Below are 23,352 nucleotides of genomic sequence, written 5' to 3'. Positions count from 1 at the left end.
AACGCACCTACTTCAGTTTTTCCGCACCTGTTGGCGGCAGTTTGTTTTTTCTCAATTGATCTGCAGCTAAATCATTGAATGTCTTTCCTCCATAGGCTTCAACGCCCGTTTGATTTCGCCCAAACCATTCGCTACGTGGAATTCCAGCTTGCTCAAGCGCCGTCGAAGTCCGCGTGTTCAAAATAAGACGAGTACCATTCATATCCACATAATCAACAGGAAGCTGATTCGGCCGAACAGTTCCCGCCTTTAGTGCATCAGCCAATTCATCGACCGCCTGGACGAGCCGGTCATCTACGGCGGCACCACCAAGCAGATCGAGGCGGGCATGTCCGTGGTGCCTTATAGGGCAGGCGCATACAAGGGAACGGTCACACGGGCGGTATGGGTTGGGCGGCCAAGGGGGATGGCGAACATCGCCAGCAACGCCACTGACATCAACTTCATTTGAAAGTTATTAATTCAATATTTTTCTTGATGAAACCGTCACCGCGCGCAGCTATTCCGCCTGCCCGCAAGGGTTCGGTCGTTCTCATTGGGGATGGACTGCGTGCAGATGCGCGGTTTTGGTTGTTTGGCTCAACGCGCGAATTCTGGTCTGCAATATTTGTGGCAAGTTAAGCGATTGAAGAGCGCTCCCGCACCAGAAAATTCTGATAGTTGACAGGGGTAAGGCCCTTTTTCGGCCCTGAATGCCGCCATCCGGCGCCCTCGAAGGGCTGTGCCACAATTGCGCCCATGCACCTGGACAACCGCCTGCTCCCTTCCTCCCTGACCACTCAGGCCGCACAGCTCTCCCCCGCCTGGAAAGCCGCTTTCGCGACGCGCGCCGTGGCCGACGCGCTGGCCGGCGTAATCGCCCATGTGGACAAGCGCCTGGAAGAAGGCGCGGTGGTCTATCCGGCCACGCCTTTCCGCGCCCTGCACGGCCTGGAGCCGTCGGACGTGCGCGTGGTGATCCTGGGGCAGGATCCCTATCACGGCCCGGGCCAGGCCCAAGGCCTGGCCTTCTCGGTGCCGGACGACTGCAAGCGGCCGCCCAGCCTGCGCAACATCTTCAATGAGATCGCCCAGGAGTTTCCGGGCACCCGCGTGCCGGCGGGCAACGATCTGAGCGATTGGGCGGATCAGGGCGTGTTGCTGCTGAACACCGCGCTGACCGTGGAAGACGGCCAGCCCGCTTCGCATGCCAAGCGCGGTTGGGAAACGGTGACGGACGCGTTGATCGCTCTGGTCGCGCGCGACCCGTCGCCCAAGGTTTTCATGCTGTGGGGCGCCCATGCCCAGGCCAAGCGGGCGTTGCTGCCGGACAACAGCGGCCACCTGGTCCTGATGTCCAACCACCCCTCCCCTCTGTCCGCCAGACGGCCCCCGGTGCCCTTCCTGGGCTGTGGCCATTTCCTGGCCACCAATCAGTGGCTGACCAACCAAGGGAAAAACCCTATTGATTGGGCGCTGGACAAAAAAATAATTCCCATGCAGGGCGAATTCGGGTTATGATCGCCGCACTGCACAAAACGAGTTCGGCATTTACCGCCTTGATTTAGCGGAAGTTTTCGCAGTCTGCCGGGTGACACAGTCCCGGCCCCATGCCGAACTATCATCGATTCCTGACCTCCTTTCCTTTCGCCCTGCGTTCCACTCAGTACACGAGAACGCGCCACGCGCATGGTTGATTCGGTCGGCACGATGCTCCATCAACCGTCGCCTGGATCCGGCCGCCTAATCCCCTGGCCCGACCAAGCACTGCGTCGCATTGATTGCGGCAAGGGAAAGTAATGTCTTTCGAAAACCTGGGTCTTGCGCCCGCTCTGTTGTCGGCCATTCAAGACGCTGGCTTCACCTCCCCCACTCCTGTCCAAGCTTCGGCCATTCCGCAAGCGCTGGCTGGCCACGACCTGATGGTGTCCTCGCAGACGGGTAGCGGCAAGACCGCGGCCTTCATGCTGCCGGCCCTGCACCGCATCGCCCAGATGCCCGCCAACAAGGGCGTCGGCGTGCAAGTGCTGGTGCTGACCCCGACCCGCGAACTGGCCCTGCAAGTCACGGACGCCACCGCCACCTACGGCCGCAAGCTGGCCGACCTGCGCACCGCCACCGTCGTGGGCGGCATGCCTTACGGCGCGCAGCTGAAGGCGCTGTCGCGCCGCGTGGACGTGCTGGTCGCCACCCCCGGCCGCCTGATCGACCACCTGAACTCGGGCCGCGTCAAGCTGAACACCGTGCACACGCTGGTGCTGGACGAAGCCGACCGCATGCTGGACATGGGCTTCATCGAAGATATCGAGACCATCGTCAGCCGCCTGCCGGAAGGCCGCCAGACGCTGCTGTTCTCGGCCACGCTGGACGGCACCGTCGCCAAGCTGGCCTCGCGCATGATGCGCGAGCCGCAGCGCATCGAGATCGCCGGCGCCAAGGAAAAGCACACCAACATCACGCAAAGCCTGCTGTACGCGGACGACGCCAGCCACAAGATGCAGCTGCTGGACCACGTGCTGCGCGACGCCTCGCTGGACCAGGCCATCGTCTTCACGTCGACCAAGCGCGGCGCCGACGATCTGGCCGACCGCCTGGCCGACCAGGGCTTTGCCGCCGCCGCCCTGCACGGCGACATGAACCAGCGCCAACGCACCCGCACGCTGTCGCAACTGCAGCGCGGCCAGCTGCGCATCCTGGTCGCCACCGACGTGGCTGCCCGCGGCATCGACGTGCAAGGCATCAGCCACGCCGTCAACTTCGACCTGCCGATGCAAGCCGAAGACTACGTGCACCGTATCGGCCGTACCGGCCGCGCCGGCCGCAGCGGCCTGGCCTTTACGCTGGCCACGCATTCCGAGCGCCACAAGGTCCGCCGCATCGAGCACTACATCGGCCAATCGATCACCCCTGAAGTGATCGCCGGCCTGGAACCCAAGCGCACCCCGCGTCCCTCGGCTGGCGGCGCCGGCCCGCGCGGCGGCAAGCCGTTCGGCAAGCGTCCCGGCGGCGGCTACCAAGGCAACCGCGAAGGCCGTTCCTTCGGCGGCCCGCGTGGCGAGTTCAAGCCGCGTGAAGGCGGCTATCAAGGCAACCGCGAGGGCGGTCCGCGCGAAGGCGGCTACCAAGGCAATCGCCCGTTCGGCGACCGCCCGGCCCGTTCCTTCAGCGATCGCCCCAGCTTCGGCGACCGTCCGCAGCGTGAAGGCGGCTACCAGGGCAACCGCCCGTTCGGTGACCGTCCCCAGCGCGAAGGCGGCTTCCGCGGCGGCGACCGCGATTCGCGCCCCAGCTTCGGCGACCGTCCGAGCTATGGCGACCGCCCCCAGCGCGATGCCCGCCCGTTCAGCGAGCGCGGCCCGCGTGAAGGTGGTTTCCGTGGCGGCGACCGCGATTCGCGCCCCAGCTACAACGACCGCGCCAGCTTCGGCGACCGCCCGAGCTTTGGCGATCGTCCCAGCTTCGGCGACCGTCCGCAGCGTGAAGGCGGCTTCCGCGGCGGCGACCGTCCGGAAGGCGGTTTCCGTGGCAAGCCCTCGTTCGACAAGCGCCCCGGCGGCCCCGCCAAGCGCTTCGCCAAGCCGGCTGACCGCCGCGGCTAATCCGCCCGCTTGAGCCCAACACAAACCCCGCGCCTGTCGCGGGGTTTGTTTTTTGGGAAAATGTCCGCTTGTCCACGCACCGCCCGACCATGCAACGATCCGCCCCCGCCAACCTGCCCGCCCTCTCTCCCGCCGCCCAGGAACACAGCGCTGCCGCAGCGGCTCACCTGCGCGCCACCATCGCCGCCCACGGCGGCTGGCTGTCGTTCGACCACTGGATGGCGCAAGCGCTGTACGCGCCCGGGCTGGGCTATTACGCGGCCGGCAACGTCAAGCTGGCCGACGCCGACGGTGACGTCCGCGCGCCCGCCGGCGACTTCGTCACCGCGCCCCAGCTGACGCCGCTGTTCGCCCGCACACTGGCCCGCCAGGCGGCCCAGGTGCTGCGCCAGACGCAGACCGACGCCGTGCTGGAATTCGGCGCCGGCACCGGCGCCCTGGCCGAAGGCGTGCTACGCGAATTGGACGCGATGGGCCTGGATCAGACCCGCTACCTGATCCTGGAAGTGTCGGCCGACCTGCGCGCCCGCCAGGCTGAACGGCTGGCGGCATTCGGCGAGCGTGTGCAATGGCTGGACGCGCTGCCCCAGCGCTTTGCCGGCTGCGTGCTGGCCAACGAAGTGCTGGACGCGATGCCGGTGTCGATCTTCCGCTGGAGCGAGACCGGCGAAGTGCTGGAACGCGGCGTGGCGGTGGACGCCGCGCAAGGCTTCGTCTGGGAAGACCGACCCGCACCGCCGGCGCTGGCCGCCGCCGTCGCCGCCCGCATGCCAGCCCTGCCCGGCTACGTGTCCGAGATCAACCTGCAAGGCGAAGCCTGGATCGCCGCCATGGGCGGCTGGCTGGAGCGCGGCGCGGCGCTGTTGGTGGACTATGGCTTTCCGCGCAGCGAGTACTACCATCCGCAGCGCGCCGGCGGCACGCTCATGTGCCACCTGCGCCACCACGCCCACGGGGATCCATTCACCGCGCCGGGCTTGCAGGACATCACCGCCCATGTCGATTTCACCGCCATGGCGGATGCCGCGCTCGAGGCCGGCCTGCAGGTCCTGGGCTATACCTCGCAGGCCCGCTTCCTGATGAACGCGGGGCTGATGGATCTGTTGGCGCAACTGGACCCGAGCGACGTGCAGCAATACGCGCAGGCCGTGGCGCCCGTGCAGAAACTCCTGTCCGAATCGGAGATGGGCGAACTGTTCAAGGTATTGGCGGTGGGACGCGACATTACTGAACCGCTGGCAGGGTTCTCGCGCGGCGACCGGCTAGGCAAGCTGTAAAAACGCGTGGCGGCCCGCATGCATGGCCGCCACGTTTCAAATCGATAGCGGAATCACTGCGCCCGCAGGCGCTCCAGGCGCGCGGCGCGCACCTGCTCCTTGATGCGCGCTGGCTCCCCGGCGCAAGCTTTGGCGATGGCCCCGGCATCCACGCCGCGTACGATCGCCACGCGCGACTGCCAGGCCGCGCGGTCCACGGAACGCAGCACGGCAGCCGTGTCCAGCAAATCCAGAAAACGCTCCGGCTTGCGCAACGCATCGGCGCGCTCCATCAGCGCCAGTTGCGCATCGGCAGCATCGCCACCCTGTTCCACGGCATCGAGGCCCGCCAGCACCTCCGGCAACAGCCGTGCGTAATCGTTGCATTCGGTAGGCACGCGCAGACGACGGCCCATGGCATCGCGTTCGGGCGTCAGCCGGCACAGCAAGGCATAGCGCCCCGGCAGCGACAGGCCCTGCGAGGCCGCGCGATCCACATCGGCCGCGGTCTGTTCCACGCCTTGCAGCTCGGGCATGACGCGGGCCAGCGCGCCGCATTGCTGCAATATGCCCAGCATGCGCGACGGCGCCGCCGCCATCAGGCCGCGCGACAATTCCTTCCAGACCCGTTCGGCCACCAGCGCGTCAGCCTCGCCGGCCTCGACCATGCTGCGGCACAGCGCCAGGGTCTCGGGCGCCACGGAAAAATCGGCAAAGCGCGCCGCGAAGCGGGCCAGCCGCAGGATGCGTACCGGATCCTCTTCAAAGGCCTCGCCAACGTGACGGAAGATGCGATCGCGCACGTCGGCGGCGCCGCCCAGGGGATCGACCAGCTCGCCGTCCTGCCTCTGCGCGATGGCGTTGACGGTGAGGTCGCGGCGGCGCAGATCCTCTTCCAGCGTGACGTCGGCGCCGGTATAGAACGTGAAGCCCTTGTAGCCACGCCCCGACTTGCGTTCGGTGCGCGCCAGCGCGTATTCCTCTTTGCTGCGCGGATGCAGAAACACGGGGAAGTCGCCGCCGACCGGCACGAAGCCGCGGCGCGCCATGTCCTCGGGCGTGGCGCCGACCACGACCCAGTCGTGGTCGCCGGGCGGCAGGCCGAGCAGAGCATCGCGCACCGCTCCGCCCACGATATAGACCTGCAGGCCGTCCGTGGCCGGATCCCGCGTCATGGGATCGAGGTGCTTTCCGCGCCCAGCGGCACGATGTTGCCCAGGCGTTCCTTCAGGGACTGGGACTGGCCGGTGAACATGGCCGCGTAATACACCGAGTTGGACATCACGTTCTTCACGTAGGTACGCGTCTCGTTGAACGGGATGGTTTCGGCGAAGATCGCGCCTTCCACCGGATGCGTAAAGGTCGAGCGCCAGTTATGCGGACGGCGCGGGCCGGCGTTATAGCCTGCGCTGGCCAGCATCTGCGAACCATTCAGGTCGCGCAGCACCATGTTGAGGTAGTTGGTGCCGAGTTCGGTGTTGGTGTCGAAGTCGTTGACACTGTCGGGCGTGAAATTGCTCATGCCGATCTTGCCCGCGACCCACTTGGCCGTGGCCGGCATCAGCTGCATCAGGCCGGAGGCGCCGACGTGCGAGCGCGCATCCATGATGAAACGCGATTCCTGGCGGATCAGGCCATAGACCCAGGCCGGATCCAGCGCGATGGCGTTGGCCTTGGCGGTGACGCGGCCCTCGAAGGGCGCGATGAAGCGCTGGCTGAAGTCGAACTCTTTTTCCGTGCGGTCGGAGGTGTTGACCACGCGGTCGTAGATGTTCTCGGCACGCGCCAGTTCGGCGGCGGCCATCAGTTGGCGGTCGCTCATGCCGCGCAGCGTGAAGTTCCATTCCGGCACGGCTTCGGCGCGCCAGCCCAGGCGGAACAGCTGGATCGCACGGCGCAGGCCGGGATTGGCGCGGGCCTCGGTGATTTCCTGGTCGCTGAGGGGCGCGGGGCGCGGCGGCACGGTGATGCGGCGGCCCAGTTCCTCGGCGGCCAGCTGGCCGTAGAAGTCGAAGCGGTCGGCAATGCTGGCGTAGGCGGTGGCGGCCTGTTCCTTGTTGCCGCGCGCGGCCTGGCCACGGGCCTTCCAGTAGATCCAGGACGAGTCGGCCTGCTGCGAGGCGGGCATCTGGTCGATGGATTCGATGACCCATTTCCAGTCGATCTTGGGCTGGCGCAAGGCGGCCCGCACCTTCCAGGCGGCGTTGTACTCCGTCATGCGGATGTGGCCGGCCTCGTGGTACCAGTCGTCCGCACGGCTGTCGAGATTCAGCGCGGCGACCAGCGCGTACTGGCCGCGCACCCAGGCCAGGTTCGACTTGGCCATGGACTTGGACCAGTCCCCGGACTTGCCCCATTCGCGGCGCAAGTAGGAGTCGGCCACGCTGACGTCCGAACGCGCCAGGCGCGCCAAGGCGATGGTCACCAGTTCCTTCTCGTTGCGGCCCACTGGCTGACGGCTCTGGCGCGTCAGCCACTTCATGGGATCCTTCATGAGCAGGTCATAGGTTTTCAGGTCGCCCGGCTCGAACATGTACTGCGCGAACTTGCGCGCATCGGCCGTCTTGTTGGCTTCGATGGCGTCGCGCAACTGGGGCTCCAATTGCTCCCAGCCCATGATGCCGTCGGCAACCAATTGGTCGTACAGCGCCCAGCAGGCGCCGCCGGGCGCGAACACGGCCGCGGCCTGCGCCGCCGTGGCGCGCTGCCCGGTCATGTGCTTGGCATCGAGGATGGCGCACTCGATCTGCGCATTGCTGTTCTTCACGGGCGCCAGCTTGCGCACGGTTTCGAAGTCCCCGCTGCGGGCCGCGGCCAGCAGCCAGTCGCCGCGCAGGCGGTCGGCCAGGTAGGCGTCGGAATTGCCGCTGATGAACTTCTGCAGGTCGGCGGTGGGCCGGCCAGTGGCGGGCGGGGTCCACAACTGGTAGCGCAGCAGCCAGTATTCGGGATACATGCCCAGCGGATCCGGCTTGGCCTGCGGCACCAGCGCGCCCAGCACGGACCACTGCTTGCGGTTCATGGCTTCGCGCGCGGCGACCACGGCGGCCAGCGCGGGGGTCTGGGATGTCGGCGGCAGGCCGGCCAGCACCGCGGGCGGCACGGAAATGGCGGGTTGCGCAGCCTGGACGGCTGGCTGAGGCTGGGGCTGGGTGTTGACCGATGCGCTGCGCTGCTGCGCATCCACGGGCGCACAGGCCGCGGTAAACAGCGCCAGCAGCGGCAACCAGCGGCGCAGGCCGGGAGCAGCTTCGGCGGCGGCGGCGGACCCGGATTTCCGCGCGGTTTTCTGATACCGTCCGGGTTGCAGAGTCTGTGTCATGCCCTGTCCCTCATACACTGGCCTTGCCGTACGCCAGCATGCCGGAAATCCACATGTTCGTCCGCATGCGTCCGCACATTCGCCATCATTTGTCCATCCCTCTTACAGCCACCGCATGACTACGCAAAATACTCCAGAGGATACCGCAGTACCGCTACGCGCGCGATTGCGGAAACTGCGCGCCGAACTGCCGGAAGACCAGCGTAGCCGCGGCGGCCTGCTCATGCGCGCGCGGCTGTTCACCTGGCTGAATGTGGCGCGCGACGAAGCCGTGCGCGCGGGCCGCCCCGCGCCCGCCACCGTGGCCGCTTTCTGGCCCATGGCCGACGAGCCCGACCTGCGCCCGCTGCTCGAGCAATGGGTCGAAAACGGCGTGGCCGTGGCGCTGCCCGTGGTGCGCGAACGCAACGCCCCGCTGGCCTTCCTGCCCTGGACGCCGGACGCCGAATTGCGCGCCGGCCCCTATGGCATCCAGGAACCCGTCGCCGGCGCTGAACTGCTGCCCGACGTGGTGCTGGTGCCCACCCTGGGCTATACCGAACAGGGCGATCGCCTGGGCTACGGCGGCGGCTACTACGACCGCACCCTGGCCGCGCTGCGCGACCGCGGCCATCCGTTCATCGCCATCGGCATCGCCTGGAGCTGCGGCGAACTGGACGCCGGCTATGAACCCGCCAGCCACGACTTCCCGCTGGACGCGGTGCTGACCCAGGACGGCTGGGTGCCCCAGGCGCCGCTGGAACAAGGCGGCACCGGCGGCACCACGCTGCACAGCTTCCGCATGAACTGACGCACCAGCTTTGCCCCACCGGTTTGCACCAAAACGGTGCACGGCCTATCATAGAGACTGCCGCCGGGCCTAGCCCAGACCCCGGCCGCAGCACGCGGCGCCCGCGCACTTCCGCGCGCTTTCTTCGGCAGCGCCGCCCCGCCCGTTCCCCTGGCCAGGCATTTCCGCGCCAGCCCCGCTGACCCCGTTCCACCCGCCAGGCCCGGCCAATCCGCGCCCGGCGCCCACGCCATCCCCTGGCCTCAGCCGCCGCGGCGATGGCGCCGCAACGCCCTTCGGAGGATATTGGTCCTCAGGGGCGCCCCCGCGCGTGCCGGCCAGGCTGGCATGCGGGTTGCTTAATCCCTAGCAACCGGCCGGATATCGGCCGGACGGCGGCCGCGCGCAGACCGGCCGCCGGCACTGTACCGGAGGAGCCATGAAGGACAGATCACCCCGTCCCCCCGCCTATGACGAAATGCGCGACAGCGCCGGCGGCATACGCTCCCACTACCAGGCTTTCGAGCGCTGGCATGACGAGCAGTCCGCGCAGGCCATGGCCGCGCGCCGCCTGGAAGCGGACCTGAGTTTCCGCCGGGTCGGCATCACGTTCTCGGTGGCGGGCGACGCGGCCGGCACCGAACGCCTGATCCCCTTCGACCTGATCCCGCGCGTCATTCCCGCCGCCGAATGGCGTCTGCTGGAAGCCGGCCTGAAGCAGCGGGTACGCGCGCTCAACATGTTCATCCACGACATCTATCACGGGCACGACATCGTGCGCGCGGACGTGGTGCCCGCCGAGCAGGTGTTCCTGAACGCCCAGTACCGCCCCGAGATGCAGGACGTGGACGTGGCGGAGGACATCTACTGCCACATCGCCGGAGTGGACATCGTGCGCGCCGGCGCGGGCGAGTTCTACGTGCTAGAAGACAATCTGCGGGTGCCATCCGGCGTGTCCTACATGCTGGAGAACCGCAAGATGTCGATGCGGCTGATGCCCGACGCCTTCAGCCGCATCAAGGTGGAGCCGCTGGCGCACTACCCTGACCTGCTGCTGGACAACCTGCGCGAAGTCGCGCCGCACGGCGGCGACGATCCCACCGTGGTGGTGCTGACGCCCGGCATGTACAACTCGGCCTACTTCGAACACGCCTTCCTGGCGCAGCAGATGGGCGTGGAACTGGTGGAAGGCCAGGACCTGTTCGTCGAGCAGAACACCGTCTACATGCGCACCACGCAGGGGCCCCGCAAGGTGGACGTGATCTACCGCCGCCTGGACGACGACTTCCTAGATCCGCTGTCGTTTCGCGCCGATTCCGCACTGGGCGTACCGGGCCTGCTGTCGGTGTACCGCGCCGGCCGCGTCACGCTGGCCAACGCCATCGGCACCGGCATCGCCGACGACAAGTCCACCTATCTGTACGTGCCGGACATGATCCGCTTCTATCTGGGCGAGGAGCCGATACTGTCCAACGTCCCCACCTGGCGCTGCAACCGGCCGGACGAGCTGTCACATGTGCTGGCCCACATGCACGAACTGGTGGTGAAGGAAGTCCACGGCTCCGGCGGCTACGGCATGCTGGTGGGGCCGTCGGCCTCGCGCGCCGAGGTCGAGGCCTTCAAGGACCGCGTGCGCGCCAACCCCGCCAACTACATCGCGCAGCCCACGCTGGCGCTGTCCACCGTGCCGACCTACGTGGAATCGGGCGTGGCGCCGCGCCACGTGGACCTGCGGCCCTACGTGCTGTGCGGCAAGGACATCCGCACCGTGCCGGGCGGCCTGTGCCGGGTGGCGCTGACCGAGGGCTCGCTGGTGGTCAACAGCAGCCAGGGCGGCGGCACCAAGGACACCTGGGTGCTGGAGGAGGACTGAACATGCTGAGCCGAACCGCAGACAATCTGTTCTGGATGTGCCGCTACACCGAACGCGCCGAGAACACCGCCCGCATGCTGGACGTGAACCTGCAGATGTCGCTGTTGCCGCAGGACGCGCAGCGGCGCGAAGGCTCGTGGCTGGCCGTGCTGCGCATCTCCGAGCTGCAAGGCCTGTACCAGAGCAAGTACGCCGCCATCTCGCCGCACGACGTGCTGCAGTACATGGTGCGCGATCCCGAGAACCCATCGTCCATCTATTCCTGCATGCGCGCCGCCCGCGAGAACGCGCGCGCGGTGCGCGGCAGCCTCACCACCGAGGTCTGGGAAACCTACAACACCACCTGGCTGGAACTGCTCAAGCACCTGCATACGGGCTTGCTGGAGCGCAATCCGGGCGAGTTCTTCGAATGGGTCAAGTTCCGTTCGCACCTGGCGCGCGGCGTCACCATCGGCACCATGCTGGAGGACGAGGCCCTGTACTTCCTGCGTATCGGCATGCACCTGGAACGCGCCGACAACACCGCCCGCATGCTGGACGTGAAGTTCCATGAACGCGGCGCCAACGGCCATGACGGCCGAACTGAGCCCGCCGGCGCGGCGGCGCTGCAGAGCGAGTTCTACCGCTGGTCGGCGCTGCTCAGCTCGGTGTCGGGCCTGGAGATCTACCGCAAGGTGTACCGCGACGTCATCACCCCCGACCGCGTGGCCGAGCTGCTGATCCTGCACGGCGACATGCCACGCTCGCTGCTGGCCTCGATGCGCGCGGTGGCCGACGACCTGGCGCGCGTTTCCAACCAGCGCTCGACCGAAACCGAAAGGCGCGCCGGCATGCTATGCGCGGAACTGCAATACGGCCGCGTCGAGGACATCCTGGCCAGCGGCCTGCACCAGTACCTGGAGCACTTCCTCGACCGCATCAACGATCTGGGCAACCGGATCAGCCAGGACTTCCTGGTGCCGCTGTCGGCCTAGGCAGGAGAGCAGAATGAAACAGATCATCACCCACGTCACTCACTATCGCTATACCGCCCCGGTCACCTACAGCATCCAGACCTTGCGCCTGACCCCGCGCGACGACGAACACCAGCGCGTGCTGCGCTGGCACATCGAAGCGCCCGGCGACCTGGACAAGCAGGTGGACGCCTACGGCAACATCACGCACACGCTGACGCTCAACCAGCCCCATACCGACATCGAGCTGCGCGTGGTCGGACAGGTGCTGGTGGCGCCGCTGGAACGCGGCCTGCTCGGCAGCGAGGACAGCCGCCTGCCGGTGCACGCCTATTGCGTGCAGACGCCGCTGACCCAGGCCGACGACACCGTCATGGCCTTCGTGCGCGAGGCGCTGCCTGGCGGCCTGCATACGCCGGACGACATCCTGGCCCTGGCCACGGCGGTCAGCGATCGCGTCGCCTACGAGCCCGGCACCACCGACGTCACCACCGCGGCCAACCAGGTGCTGGCCATGGGCCACGGCGTCTGCCAGGACCACGCCCACCTCTTTCTGGCCTGCGTGCGCGGCCTGGGCGTGCCCGCGCGCTACGTCAGCGGCTACCTGTACACCACCGCCGAACACGCGGCCAGCCATGCCTGGGCCGACGTCTGGCTGCCCGACGTGGGCTGGACCAGCGTCGACATCACCAACCGCCAGTTCGCCTCGGACTGCCACTGCCGGCTGGCGGTGGCGCGGGACTATGACTCGGCTTCGCCGGTGCGCGGCGTGCGCAACGGCGGCGGCCAGGAATCCATGGAGGTCAGCGTGCAGGTCCAGTCCAGCGCCCAGCAGTAACATCCCGCCGGCCTCGCCGCAATACAATGCGGCGTGGTTTTCCCTATTTCTGATCATGACCTACTGCGTCGCAGCCCGCCTTGATTCCGGCCTGGTGTTCCTGGCCGACTCCCGCACCAATGCCGGAGTCGACCAGATCAGCGTCTTTCGCAAAATGACCGTGTTCGAACGCCCGGGCGACCGCGTCATGGTGCTGATGAGTTCCGGCAACCTGGCGGTCAGCCAGTCGGTGCTGAACGCCCTGGCGCGTCAACACGACGAAGACGGCGAAACCGTCTGGAACGCCCCCGACATGTTCGAGGCCACCCGCCGCGTCGGCGCGGCGGTGCGCAGCGTCTACCACCACGAAGCCCCGGCCCTGCGCGAGCAGGGCGTGGACTTCAACGTCAACCTGATCTTCGGCGGCCAGATCGGCACCGAGCGCTGCCGCCTGTTCCAGGTGTATTCGGCGGGCAACTTCATCGAAGCCGGCCAGGAATGCCCGTACTTCCAGATCGGCGAGGCCAAGTACGGCAAGCCCATCCTGGACCGCGTGCTGCGCCCCGACACCTCGCTGGACGAAGCCGCCAAGTGCGCCCTGATCTCCATGGATTCCACGCTGCGGTCGAACATCTCGGTCGGCCTGCCGCTGGACCTGCTGGTCTACGACACGCACTCGCTGCGCGTCACGCACTTCGCCAGCATCGACGAGCACAACGAGTACTTCCGCATGATCCGCGGCACCTGGGGCGAACGCCTGCGCCAGGTCTTCGCCGAGATCCCGGACCCGCTCTGGACCAATCCCGACTCGCCCGATTCGCTGGTCCCTCCCAGCCGCGTGCACCAGCCGCTGCGTGCGGAGCCGGTGGATGCGCCCGTGTCGAACTATTCGGCGCCGCAGGTGCTGGCGGAAGATCCGGGGAAGGATCAGGCGAACTAGGGACCGTTGCCGACAGGAACACGCCGAGTCTCCCAGGCTGAAACCCGGGATTCCGTCTGATACCGCAGGTTCCCGCGCACATTTGCGTGTTCCGGACACCTTGATCCCTTGTGGCACGACCGGAATCGGCATAGAGTTTCTTCAACGTATATGCACGCCATATGCCCACCTTCCGAGGCCCGCGCAATTCACTGCTGCGGGCTTTCGTGTTCTTGTGCGGCATGATCGTTGCCATGATGAATTTGAGTGCGATCTTTCCATTCACTGAAGGAAAATCGACCGTCTCCCGCGCCCTACACTGCTTCGATTCGCATACAAGCCATGTGTCGGGCAAAGGGTTACGTCATGCATTACGTCATGTACCTGGACGAGTTCGGCCACATCGGACCCTTCGTCTCCCGTGATCATGGCAAACACCGGACGAGCCCGGAGTTCGGATTCGGCGGGTTGGTTTTGCCTGTGGAAACCGTGCGCGAATTCGCCATCTACTTCTACAAACTGAAATGCCATCTATTGAAGTTCGAACTGGAACGGCAAGACCAACCTGCGTACCGCTGGGAAAAGAAAGGCGCACAACTCTATACCGTCCGGAATGTTGAAAAGTACCAGCAGTTGCGGACCGCAACGGGGCGTTTGCTGAACCGGATCAGACAAATCGGCGGGCACGTGATCTACAGCGGTGAGCAAAAGACAACAGACGCGACATCGCATCAACCCGCAGAGATCTTCAAGCAGCAATTGCTACGCATAGTCCGACGCGCGGATCGGTTTTTCTCGGCAAGACAGGCCACCTTCATGCTTTTGATCGACGAACAACAGGCGGGCAGCCGGTGGCGCGAAATGAATGTCGAAGCCTGCACGCTGGCGATGATCGAAGATGCCACCGACCGATGCAGAACGCTGGTCGAGCCGCTGATTCAAGGTGAAAGCCACCTGTTCCAGACCCTTCAATGCGCTGACTGGATCTGCAGCCTGGTGGGCCGGCTGTGCGCCTTCCAGGTGGCGTCCGCGCAGTACCGAGACTGGGAGATTTTTCACCGTTACTTTCATGACCGCCTGCAAGCCGCAGCCCTCCCGTGCAGCGGACTCGGTTCGCAGGACGAACAGGAAAATCCCCCGCTCATATCGCCTTCCGCGTAAACCCTCCTTTCCAGCAACCGAAACCCGGCTTGCGGAACCGCGAATTCTCATCCGGGCGCTGTCGCGCCACACTGGTGTCCGGCCGTCATGCTTTGCCTTGGGGGCCCCGACAACACCACAAGGAGCGAGACATGCCCCCTATCTACGCGCGCGCGCTCAAGCGCGCGGCCTGGCCCGTGCTGGCCCTGTCCTGCCTGGTCTCTGGCACCGCCGGCGCGCAAGGCGCCTATCCCAACCATCCCATTTCGCTGGTCGTGCCGTTCGCGGCGGGCGGGCCGACCGATGTGGTGGCGCGCAGCCTGGGCGCGTCCATGTCCAAGACGCTGGGCCAAAGCATCATCATCGAGAACCGCACGGGCGCCGGCGGCACGCTGGCGTCGCAGCACGTGGCGCGCGCCGCGCCCGATGGCTACACCTTCCTGATACACCATAACGGCATGGCCACCGCGCCAGCGCTGTACCGCAAGCTGTCGTTCAACCCGCTGACGGACTTCGCCTATGTCGGCCAGGTGGCCGACGTTCCCATGACGCTGCTGGGCCGCAAGGACCTGCCCGCAGACGGCATGAAGGACTTCATCAAGTACGCCAAGGAGAACGGCAACAAGATCAACCTGGCCAACGCCGGGCTGGGCGCGGTGTCGCAGCTCTGCGGCATGCTGCTGCAGGAATCGCTGGGCGTGCAGTTCACCACCGTGCCCTATGCCGGCACGGCGCCGGCGATGACCGCGCTGCTGGGCGGGCAGGTGGACGTGCTGTGCGATCAGACCACCCAAACCATTCCGCAGATCAAGGCCGACCGCGTGAAGCTGTACGGCGTCACCACGCTGGACCGCATCAAGACGCTGCCCGATGCGCCGACCCTGCAGGAGAATGGCCTGAAGGGCTTCGAGGTCAAGGTGTGGCATGGCGTCTACGCGCCCAAGGGCACGCCGCCGGAAGCCATCGCCAAGTTCAACGAAGCGTTGCGCGCCGCGCTGAAGGACCCCGCCTTCACGCAGAAGATGGCGGAACTGGGCGCCGAGATCGTGCCTGAATCCAAGCAGACCCCGCAGGGCCTGCAGACCTGGCTGCAATCCGAGGTCGACAAATGGGGCGGCATCATCCGCAAGGCGGGGGTGTACGCCGACTGACGGCGCACACCGGGCGCGCGGCCAAAGAAAAGCCCACCCTCTCGGGTGGGCTTGGCCTTTATGGCGGGGCAACCTGTTACGCCTGCACCGCTAGTTCCTTCCACACCGCCAGCGGCGCTTCCGCGTGGTTCAAGGTATAGAAATGCAGGCCCGGCGCGCCGTTGTCCAGGAGCGTCTGGCACAGCTCGGTGACCACGTCCACGCCGAAGGCGCGGATGGAGGCCTTGTCGTCGCCGAACTCGGCCAGGCGCAGACGGATCCAGCGCGGCACTTCCGCGCCGCACATTTCCGAGAAGCGCAGCAGCTGCGTGTGGTTCGTGATGGGCATGATGCCCGGCACGATAGGCACGTTCACGCCCTTGGCCTGGGCCCGGTCGACGAAGTCGAAGTAAGCGTCGGCGTTGAAGAAGTACTGCGTGATGGCTGCGTCGGCGCCAGCTTTGACCTTGTTCACGAAATGGTCCAGGTCGGCCGAGGGATTGGCTGCCTGGGGGTGCATTTCGGGATAGGCCGCGACTTCGATGTGGAACCAGTCGCCCGTTTCCTCGCGGATGAACGACACCAGCTCGTTGGCGTAACGCAGTTCGCCCGCATCGCCGCCCATGCCCGAGGGCAGGTCGCCGCGCAGGGCCACCACGCGCCGCACACCGTCGTTCTTGTAGGCCTGGAGGATGTCCCGCAGATCCTGGCGCGTGGCGCCGACGCACGAAAGGTGCGGCGCCGCCTCGCAGCCCAGGTTGCGCAGCGTGCGCACGGCGTCCGCCGTGCCGGCGCGGGTGGAACCGCCCGCGCCGAAGGTCACGCTGACGTACTTGGGCTGGATGGCCAGCATCTGCTTGGCCGCGCGCACCATCCGTTCCTGGCCGGCCAAGTCGCGCGGCGGGAAGAATTCCAGACTGAAAGCGGGAGTAGTCGAATCAGACATTAGGGGATCAGCTTCGTGAGCAGGCCAGAGATGATGCTGTACAGAATCGCACCGCCCACGGCCCACCAGAACCCGTTGACCTGGAAGCCCTTCAGCACGGAGCCGACGAACCAGAACAACAAGGCGTTGATGACGATGAGGAAGAGACCGAGAGTGACGATCGTGATCGGCAGCGTCAGCAGCACCAGCACCGGCTTGACCAGCATGTTCACCAGACCCAGCACCAGCGCGGCGATGAGCGCCGATCCGAAGCTGGCCACGGTGATGCCGGGCAGCAGGTAGGCCACGGCCAGCAAGGCCACCGCGTTCAGGATCCAGACGAGTATCAATGCCATGTTCGATCTCCTGTTGTGAGCCCGCCGGCCCTGCCGCGGCGATACGTTCGCGACAGGGGTCCCGCAGACCGGAAAGCCCGCGCCGACATGGCGCGGCACTTGCCTATTTTGCTACAACCATCAATAGCGGTAGTGCTCGGGCTTGTAGGGGCCTTGCACCGGCACGTTGATGTAGTCGGCCTGATCCTGGCGCAGGGTCGTGAGCTTCACGCCCAGCTTCTTCAGGTGCAGGCGGGCGACCTTCTCGTCCAGGTGCTTGGGCAGCACGTAGACCTGGCCCGACGTGTAGGCTTCGTTGCGCGTGAACAGCTCGATCTGGGCGATGGTCTGGTTGGCGAACGAGGACGACATCACGAACGAGGGGTGGCCGGTGGCGCAACCCAGGTTCACCAGGCGGCCCTGGGCCAGCAGGATGATGCGCTTGCCGTCCGGGAAGATGACGTGGTCGACTTGCGGCTTGATCTCTTCCCACTTGCAGTCGGCCAGGCTGGCGACGTCGATTTCGTTGTCGAAGTGGCCGATGTTGCACACGATGGCCTGGTCCTTCATGGCGTTCATGTGCTCACGCGTGATGACGTGGTAGTTGCCGGTGGCGGTGACGAAGATGTCGCCGTGGGCGGCGGCTTCTTCCATGGTCACGACCTTGAAGCCTTCCATGGCGGCCTGCAGGGCGCAGATCGGATCGACTTCGGTGACCCAGACCTGGGCGCGCAGCGCGACCAGCGCCTGGGCGCAGCCCTTGCCGACGTCGCCGTAGCCGGCCACGACGGCAACCTTGCCAGCGACCATCACGTCGGTGGCGCGCTTGATGCCGTCGACCAGCGATTCACGGCAGCCATACAGGTTGTCGAACTTGGACTTGGTGACCGAGTCGTTGACGTTGATGGCGGCAAAGGCCAGCTCGCCCTTTTGCGACATCTGGTACAGGCGATGCACGCCGGTGGTGGTTTCTTCCGTCACGCCCTTGATCAGGGCCAGGCGGGTCGAATACCACTTGGGATCGCGCTTGAGGGTTTCCGTGATGGCGGCGAACAGGATGCGCTCTTCGTCGCTGCCCGGGTTGGCCAGCACCGAGATGTCCTTCTCGGCCTTGGTGCCCAGGTGCAGCATCAAGGTGGCGTCGCCGCCATCGTCGAGGATCATGTTGGCGTTTTCGCCATTGGGCCATTCGAAGATCTTGTGGGTGTACTGCCAGTACTCTTCCAGCGTTTCGCCCTTGACGGCGAAGACCGGGGTGCCCGACGCGGCGATGGCGGCGGCGGCGTGGTCCTGCGTCGAGAAGATGTTGCACGAGGCCCAGCGCACTTCGGCGCCCAGCGCCACCAGCGTTTCGATCAGCACGCCGGTCTGGATGGTCATGTGCAGGCTGCCGGCGATGCGCGCGCCCTTGAGGGGCTGCTTGGCGGCGAATTCCTCGCGGATGGCCATCAGGCCGGGCATTTCGGTTTCGGCGATGGCGAGTTCGCGGCGGCCCCAGCCGGCCAGCGACATGTCGGCGACGAGGTAGTCGGAAAAGGATTTATCGGTCACAGCGTTCATGGTGTGTAGGCTCCACGTGAAATACGAACGGCGCAGGATATGGCCGGACAACGCGAAGGCACCACGAAGGTCGAGTGCTCGCCTTTCCCGCCATATGCGACAAAGGTGAGCGCCGTTGCTGTAGCGCCGCGCAAGGCGCGCCGCTTGAACAAGGATTCCTGAGCCTGGCGAGCCTGGCCCCGCTTGCCGTGCCGGCTGGCGGGAACCGCAGGGTCGTCGCAACGCTCCTCAGGATTGCCGGGCATTGTACCCGGGAACCGTCCGCCAAGGATCAAACCCCTGGCTCCCTGGCGGGCATTTCGCCGCCAGGCCGCCGCGCAAGCACGGCCCCTTCGGGCACGCACGACGCCTGCGCATGCTCCGCGCCGCGGGCGCTCCCGTCCAGCGGCACCAGTGCAGCCAGCAGGGTCGCGGCCACCGAATCCCAGCTGCGCGTCAGGGCGTGTTCGCGCACCGCATGGCGGTCCAGCGACAGGGCCGAGCGGCAGGCATGGGCCAGGTCTTCGTCCAGGAAACCGGTGACGCCCTGGGTCACCACCGCCAGCGGCGCTTCGCTGCGGAAAGCGGCCACCGGCGTGCCGCAGGCCATGGCCTCCAGCATGACCAGGCCAAAGGTGTCAGTCAGGCTGGGGAAGACGAAGGTGTCGGCCGACCCGTAGAGCGCCGGCAGCGCTTCGTCGTGCCGCATGCCCAGGAAAATCGCGCCGGGAAAGCGCTTCTTCAGCCGCGCCTCATCCGGCCCCGCCCCCACCACCACCTTGCTGCCCGGCAGGTCCAGCGACAGGAAGGCGTCCAGATTCTTCTCGCGCGCCACGCGGCCCACGCTCAGGAATACGGGACGGGGCAGGTCCGGGAAGGCCTGGCCTGCCCCCGGCTGGAACTTGCGCGGGTCCACCCCGCGCGACCAGATCTGCAGGTTCCCCAGGCCGCGCCGCGCCAGCACGTCTCGCACCGTGGGCGTAGGCACCAGCACCCGTTGCGAGGGCCGGTGGAACCAGCGCAGATAACGCCAGGGCAAGGCCGCCGGGATGCCCATGCGCGCCTGCAGGTAGTCCGGGAACATGGTGTGGAACGACGTCGTGAAGCGCCAGCCCCGCGCCAGCGCCATGCGGCGCGCGGCCAGGCCCAGCGGGCCTTCGGTGGCGATGTGCAGGGCGTCGGGCACGATGTCGCCCAGGATGCGGCGCAATTGCCGGCCGGGCTGCAGACACAGCCGCAGGTCGGGCTCGGAGGGCGCCGGCACGGTGCGGCTGCCCTGCGGGTTCACCACGATCAGCTCGTGGCCCCATTCTCCAAGGATCTGCTGCATGGTCGTCCAGGTGCGGACGACGCCATTGACTTGCGGATGCCAGGCATCCGTGACCAGGACGATGCGCATGATGGAGCCGGAAGTGGGCAATAGCGCGATTTAGCCCGCGCCATGTGACATGCCCAAGACGGCCTGCGCGGCCGCCGGCTAATTGTTGCGGCGGGGATACCCTTGCGCCGTGATGCGCACCCAGACTTCGCGCTTTTCCTCTTCCGTCATGAACACCCAGTTGGCGACTTCCATGGCGGTGCGGCCGCAGCCGCGGCAAATGTCGTCAAACAACGTGGAGCAGACGGCCACGCAGGGCGAATCCGAGGCCTTGAAGGCGCGTTGCGCGTCTTCGGCGTCGGGGAGTTTGGAGAGGTCGACGTGGTGCTGATTCATCGGGTGTAGATTAACACCCGGAGTGCGTCCCCTTTTGGATGGCCCTATGCCCCGCCCGGACTTGAATACCTGCCCGCGCGCACGGTGCTACACGCGGGCAGCCCTCTATTCGCGCCAGCCGAAAAACTCCCTGGCCTGCGCCAGCAGCGCGTCCGGACATTCTTCCGCCAGATAGTGCGCGCCCGGCAACGGACCGCCGGATACCTCGTCCGCGATCGCGCGCCATAGCGCCAGCACGTCGAAGTTGCGGCCCACGGCGCCGCGCTCGCCCCACAGCGCACGCAATGGCAGGCTCAGGCGTTCGCCGGCCTCCCGGCCGGCGCGGTCGTGCTCCAGGTCCAGCGTGGCGGAAGCGCGGTAGTCCTCGCAGATGCCCGTGGCCCAGCCGGGCAGTTGCGCCGCGCGTTCGTACTCGGCCATGGCCTCGATGGAAAAGTGCGCCAGCCCGCCGGGCCGCCCGCCCATCACGGAACGCAGGTAGAACACCGGGTCGCGCTCGATCATGGTTTCGGGCAGCGGCGCCGGCTGGATCAGCCAGAACCAGTGGTAATAGGCCTGAGCGAAGGCGCGCGTGGTGCCTTCGTACATGTCCAGCGTGGGCGCGATGTCCAGCAGCATCATGCGGCTGACGGCGGCGGGATGGTCCAGCGCCAGCCGGTGCGCCACGCGCGCGCCGCGGTCATGCGCCAGCACCTCGAAGCGCTGGTGGCCCAAGGCGCGCATCAAATCGATCATGTCGGCCGCCATCGCCCGCTTGGAATAGGCCGCGTGGTCCGGCGACGCGGCCGGCTTGTCGCTATCGCCGTAGCCGCGCAGGTCCGCCGCCACGCACGTGCGGTGGCGCGTCAGTTCCGGCCAGACGCGGTGCCAGATGGCGTGCGTCTGGGGATGGCCATGCAGCAGCAGCAGCGGCGGGCCAGCGCCGTCGACGCGGGCTGCGATGTCGATGCCGTTGGCCGCGATGCGGCGCACGGGCAGGTCGAAGAATGCGGTCATATGGCCTCTTGGTTCAGGCGGTCGCGCACACGGCGCGCCAGATCTTTCATCCAGGGATGCCGCGCCCAATGGCCGGCCTCGAAACGTTCCACCTCGTCCAGCCGCTGCAATGATGCGCCCACCATGTCCTGCCCCTGCGCGTACATGCGGCGGTGCCGTTCAGGCAGCGTGAACGCCGCCGTCCAGCCGTCCATGGCGGTGACGCGCCCGGCCGCCACATCGATGCCGACGCGGTTGGAGGCCGTATTGGACACCCTGGCAAGCAAGGCGTCGATCTCGGCCGGCGCCAGGCTGATCAGCAGCAGGCCGTTGTTCACCGCATTGAAGTAGAAGATCTCGCCGAAGCTGGGCGCGATCACCGCGCGGATGCCGAACTGCTGCAAGCCCCACACCGCATGCTCGCGGCTGGAGCCGCAGCCGAAGTTCGGCCCCGCCACCACGATGGACGCGCCGGCGTAGGCGGGCTGGTTCAACACGAAATCGGGCCTGGGCGCGCCGCCCGCGTCAAAGCGCAGGTCATGCAGCAGGCCACGGTCCAGCCCTGCCTTGTCGATGATGCGCAGGAACTGCTTGGGCATGATCTGGTCGGTGTCCAGATTGGAAAAAGGCAGCGGCGCGGCGACGCCCTCGATGATTGCGGTCATGCGTGTTGCTCCCAGACGCGGACGTCGACGATGCGGCCGGCCAGCGCGGCGGCGGCGGCCATGGCCGGAGACATCAGGTGCGTGCGGCCCGCGCGCCCCTGCCGGCCTTCGAAATTGCGGTTGGTGGTGGAGGCGCAGCGCTCGCCCGGGCTGAGCACGTCGTCATTCATGGCCAGGCACATGGAACAGCCGGGCTGGCGCCATTCGAAGCCGGCCTCGATCAGTTGCGCCGCGATGCCCTCGGCCTCGGCCTGCGCGCGCACCGCGCCCGATCCGGGCACCACCATGGCCCGCACGCCGGCCGCCACCTTGCGGCCGCGCAACACGGCTGCCGCCGCGCGCAGATCCTCGATGCGTCCGTTGGTGCAGGAGCCGATGAACACGCGGTCTATCGGCACGCCGGCTATCGGCGTGCCCGGCGCGAGGCCGATGTAGTCCATGGCCTTCTCCAGCGCCAGGCGGGCCAGCGCGTCGGGCTCGGCCTGCGGGTCCGGCACCACGCCGTCCACCGGCATGGCCTGGTCCGGGCTGGTGCCCCAGGTGACGAAGGGCGCGATCGCGGCGGCATCCAGCACGTGCTCGGCGTCGAACGCGGCGTCCTCGTCCGAGCGCAGCGTGGCCCAATGGGCGCGCGCCTGCGCCAGCGCCTCGCCTTGCAGTTCGGGCGCATGCGCGGCGATGTAGGCCTCGGTGGTGGCGTCCGGCGCGATCAGCGCGGCGCGGGCGCCGGCTTCCACCGTCATGTTGCACAAGGTCATGCGGGCCTCGGCGGACAGCGCGGCGATGGCCTCGCCGCAGAACTCCACCGCATGCCCGCGCGCGCCTTGCGCGCCGATGCGGTGCACGACGCAGATCACCAGGTCCTTGGCGGTGACACCGGCCGGCAGCGCGCCGTCGACGCGGATGCGCATGTTGCGCGCCACCCGGTACGCCAGCGTCTGCGTGGCCAATATGTGTTCGACCTCGGACGTGCCGATGCCGAAGCCCAGCGCGCCCAGCGCGCCGTAGGTGGTGGTGTGGCTGTCGCCGCACAGCACCACCATGCCCGGCAGCACCATGCCATGCTCAGGCGCGATCACGTGCTCGATCCCTTGCAGCGGATCGGTGGTGTCGAACAACGCGATGCCCTGCGCGTCGCAGTTGCGCTTGAGGTTGAGCGCCTGGCGCGACGAGGCGTCGTCGGCGATCACGCGCAGCGCCGCCGGCACCGGATGCGTGGGGATGATGTGGTCCACCACCGCCATCTGCTGCCCGGGACGCAGCACGCCGCGCCCGCGTGCGGCCAGGCCGCTGAAGGCCTGCGGGCTGGTGTATTCGTTCATGATGTGCAGGTCGACGTAAAGCAGGATGTGCTCATCGTCGATCCGGGCCACCTCATGGCTGGCCACCAGTTTGTCGTACAGCGTCTTGCCGGGCATGTCTTGCGTCCTTCGTAGTTGGGT

21 protein-coding genes and 1 riboswitch are annotated in these 23,352 nt (G+C 67.0%); of the genes, 10 read left to right on the top strand and 11 right to left on the bottom strand.

What is annotated here, in order from left to right; all coding sequences use genetic code 11:
* Positions 1-7: 7 nt before the first annotated feature.
* Positions 8-265 (bottom strand): hypothetical protein, encoded by a 258-nt coding sequence (locus ACM1PE_RS30345; RefSeq protein WP_419342032.1) that lies wholly within the window; start codon positions 263-265, stop codon positions 8-10.
* A gap of 473 nt (positions 266-738) precedes the next feature.
* On the opposite strand from ACM1PE_RS30345, the gene ACM1PE_RS30340 reads away from it, so the two are divergent.
* The 3 genes from ACM1PE_RS30340 (at position 739) to ACM1PE_RS30330 (ending at position 4,855) form a co-directional block, all read left to right on the top strand.
* Entirely contained in the window at positions 739-1,500 is a 762-nt protein-coding gene (locus ACM1PE_RS30340; protein ID WP_419342030.1) for a uracil-DNA glycosylase, read from the top strand.
* Positions 1,501-1,778: 278 nt separating this feature from the next.
* Positions 1,779-3,578 carry a DEAD/DEAH box helicase gene (locus ACM1PE_RS30335; RefSeq protein WP_306634562.1) on the top strand — a complete coding sequence of 600 codons (1,800 nt, stop codon included), beginning with the start codon at positions 1,779-1,781 and terminating at the stop codon, positions 3,576-3,578.
* 89 nt (positions 3,579-3,667) lie between these two features.
* Positions 3,668-4,855 carry a class I SAM-dependent methyltransferase gene (locus ACM1PE_RS30330; protein ID WP_419342028.1) on the top strand — a complete coding sequence of 396 codons (1,188 nt, stop codon included), beginning with the start codon at positions 3,668-3,670 and terminating at the stop codon, positions 4,853-4,855.
* A gap of 53 nt (positions 4,856-4,908) precedes the next feature.
* On the opposite strand, the gene ACM1PE_RS30325 is transcribed toward ACM1PE_RS30330, so the two are convergent.
* On the bottom strand, positions 4,909-6,009 hold the full coding sequence (locus ACM1PE_RS30325) for a tRNA CCA-pyrophosphorylase (protein WP_059374140.1): 1,101 nt from the start codon (positions 6,007-6,009) through the stop codon (positions 4,909-4,911).
* Positions 6,006-8,156 (bottom strand): lytic transglycosylase domain-containing protein, encoded by a 2,151-nt coding sequence (locus tag ACM1PE_RS30320; RefSeq protein WP_059374139.1) that lies wholly within the window; start codon positions 8,154-8,156, stop codon positions 6,006-6,008. Before ACM1PE_RS30320 ends, ACM1PE_RS30325 begins: the two co-directional genes overlap by 4 nt.
* Before the next feature lie 115 nt (positions 8,157-8,271).
* Between ACM1PE_RS30320 and ACM1PE_RS30315 the strand changes: the two genes are divergently transcribed.
* The 7 genes from ACM1PE_RS30315 to ACM1PE_RS30285 all read left to right on the top strand — a co-directional run bounded on the left by ACM1PE_RS30315 (position 8,272) and on the right by ACM1PE_RS30285 (position 15,778).
* The gene (locus ACM1PE_RS30315; RefSeq protein WP_059374138.1) at positions 8,272-8,946 is read left to right on the top strand and encodes a 5-formyltetrahydrofolate cyclo-ligase; all 675 of its coding nucleotides are present in this window, start codon (positions 8,272-8,274) and stop codon (positions 8,944-8,946) included.
* A gap of 418 nt (positions 8,947-9,364) precedes the next feature.
* The gene (locus ACM1PE_RS30310) at positions 9,365-10,798 is read left to right on the top strand and encodes a circularly permuted type 2 ATP-grasp protein (RefSeq protein WP_419342025.1); all 1,434 of its coding nucleotides are present in this window, start codon (positions 9,365-9,367) and stop codon (positions 10,796-10,798) included.
* 2 nt (positions 10,799-10,800) lie between these two features.
* Positions 10,801-11,772 carry an alpha-E domain-containing protein gene (locus ACM1PE_RS30305; RefSeq protein WP_059374137.1) on the top strand — a complete coding sequence of 324 codons (972 nt, stop codon included), beginning with the start codon at positions 10,801-10,803 and terminating at the stop codon, positions 11,770-11,772.
* A gap of 13 nt (positions 11,773-11,785) precedes the next feature.
* Positions 11,786-12,589 carry a transglutaminase family protein gene (locus ACM1PE_RS30300; protein ID WP_118933255.1) on the top strand — a complete coding sequence of 268 codons (804 nt, stop codon included), beginning with the start codon at positions 11,786-11,788 and terminating at the stop codon, positions 12,587-12,589.
* Between the two features lie 55 nt (positions 12,590-12,644).
* A complete protein-coding gene (locus tag ACM1PE_RS30295) occupies positions 12,645-13,508 on the top strand; it encodes a proteasome-type protease (RefSeq protein ID WP_306634569.1) in 864 nt (287 codons plus the stop codon).
* A gap of 345 nt (positions 13,509-13,853) precedes the next feature.
* Positions 13,854-14,648 (top strand): DUF3800 domain-containing protein, encoded by a 795-nt coding sequence (locus tag ACM1PE_RS30290; RefSeq protein WP_306634571.1) that lies wholly within the window; start codon positions 13,854-13,856, stop codon positions 14,646-14,648.
* Between the two features lie 131 nt (positions 14,649-14,779).
* A complete protein-coding gene (locus tag ACM1PE_RS30285) occupies positions 14,780-15,778 on the top strand; it encodes a tripartite tricarboxylate transporter substrate-binding protein (protein ID WP_306634573.1) in 999 nt (332 codons plus the stop codon).
* 76 nt (positions 15,779-15,854) lie between these two features.
* On the opposite strand, the gene metF is transcribed toward ACM1PE_RS30285, so the two are convergent.
* The 8 genes from metF to leuC form a co-directional block, all read right to left on the bottom strand.
* Entirely contained in the window at positions 15,855-16,703 is an 849-nt protein-coding gene (gene metF / locus ACM1PE_RS30280; protein WP_059374132.1) for a methylenetetrahydrofolate reductase [NAD(P)H], read from the bottom strand.
* Positions 16,703-17,038, bottom strand: a complete 336-nt coding sequence (locus ACM1PE_RS30275; protein WP_006389784.1) for a phage holin family protein — start codon at positions 17,036-17,038, stop codon at positions 16,703-16,705. The genes metF and ACM1PE_RS30275 overlap by 1 nt, the downstream gene beginning before the upstream one ends.
* A 120-nt stretch (positions 17,039-17,158) precedes the next feature.
* Positions 17,159-18,577, bottom strand: coding sequence for an adenosylhomocysteinase (gene ahcY / locus ACM1PE_RS30270; protein ID WP_419342019.1), 1,419 nt, complete (start codon positions 18,575-18,577; stop codon positions 17,159-17,161).
* 100 nt (positions 18,578-18,677) lie between these two features.
* A riboswitch (S-adenosyl-L-homocysteine riboswitch) is annotated at positions 18,678-18,813 on the bottom strand.
* Between the two features lie 35 nt (positions 18,814-18,848).
* Positions 18,849-19,955 carry a glycosyltransferase family 4 protein gene (locus ACM1PE_RS30265; protein ID WP_419342016.1) on the bottom strand — a complete coding sequence of 369 codons (1,107 nt, stop codon included), beginning with the start codon at positions 19,953-19,955 and terminating at the stop codon, positions 18,849-18,851.
* A gap of 78 nt (positions 19,956-20,033) precedes the next feature.
* Positions 20,034-20,270 (bottom strand): DUF1289 domain-containing protein, encoded by a 237-nt coding sequence (locus tag ACM1PE_RS30260; protein ID WP_054457003.1) that lies wholly within the window; start codon positions 20,268-20,270, stop codon positions 20,034-20,036.
* A gap of 105 nt (positions 20,271-20,375) precedes the next feature.
* The gene (locus ACM1PE_RS30255) at positions 20,376-21,266 is read right to left on the bottom strand and encodes an alpha/beta fold hydrolase (RefSeq protein WP_419342013.1); all 891 of its coding nucleotides are present in this window, start codon (positions 21,264-21,266) and stop codon (positions 20,376-20,378) included.
* A complete protein-coding gene (gene leuD / locus ACM1PE_RS30250) occupies positions 21,263-21,910 on the bottom strand; it encodes a 3-isopropylmalate dehydratase small subunit (RefSeq protein WP_419342011.1) in 648 nt (215 codons plus the stop codon). The genes ACM1PE_RS30255 and leuD overlap by 4 nt, the downstream gene beginning before the upstream one ends.
* Positions 21,907-23,328, bottom strand: coding sequence for a 3-isopropylmalate dehydratase large subunit (leuC, locus tag ACM1PE_RS30245; protein WP_118933259.1), 1,422 nt, complete (start codon positions 23,326-23,328; stop codon positions 21,907-21,909). Before leuC ends, leuD begins: the two co-directional genes overlap by 4 nt.
* Positions 23,329-23,352 lie beyond the last annotated feature (24 nt).

The sequence above is a fragment of the Achromobacter sp. PD1 genome, assembly GCF_048541815.1.
GTDB classification, from domain to species: domain Bacteria; phylum Pseudomonadota; class Gammaproteobacteria; order Burkholderiales; family Burkholderiaceae_B; genus Achromobacter; species Achromobacter bronchisepticus_A.
The sequence above is the reverse complement of the archived record's forward strand: the minus strand, read 5'-3'. Positions and strand labels throughout refer to the sequence as shown.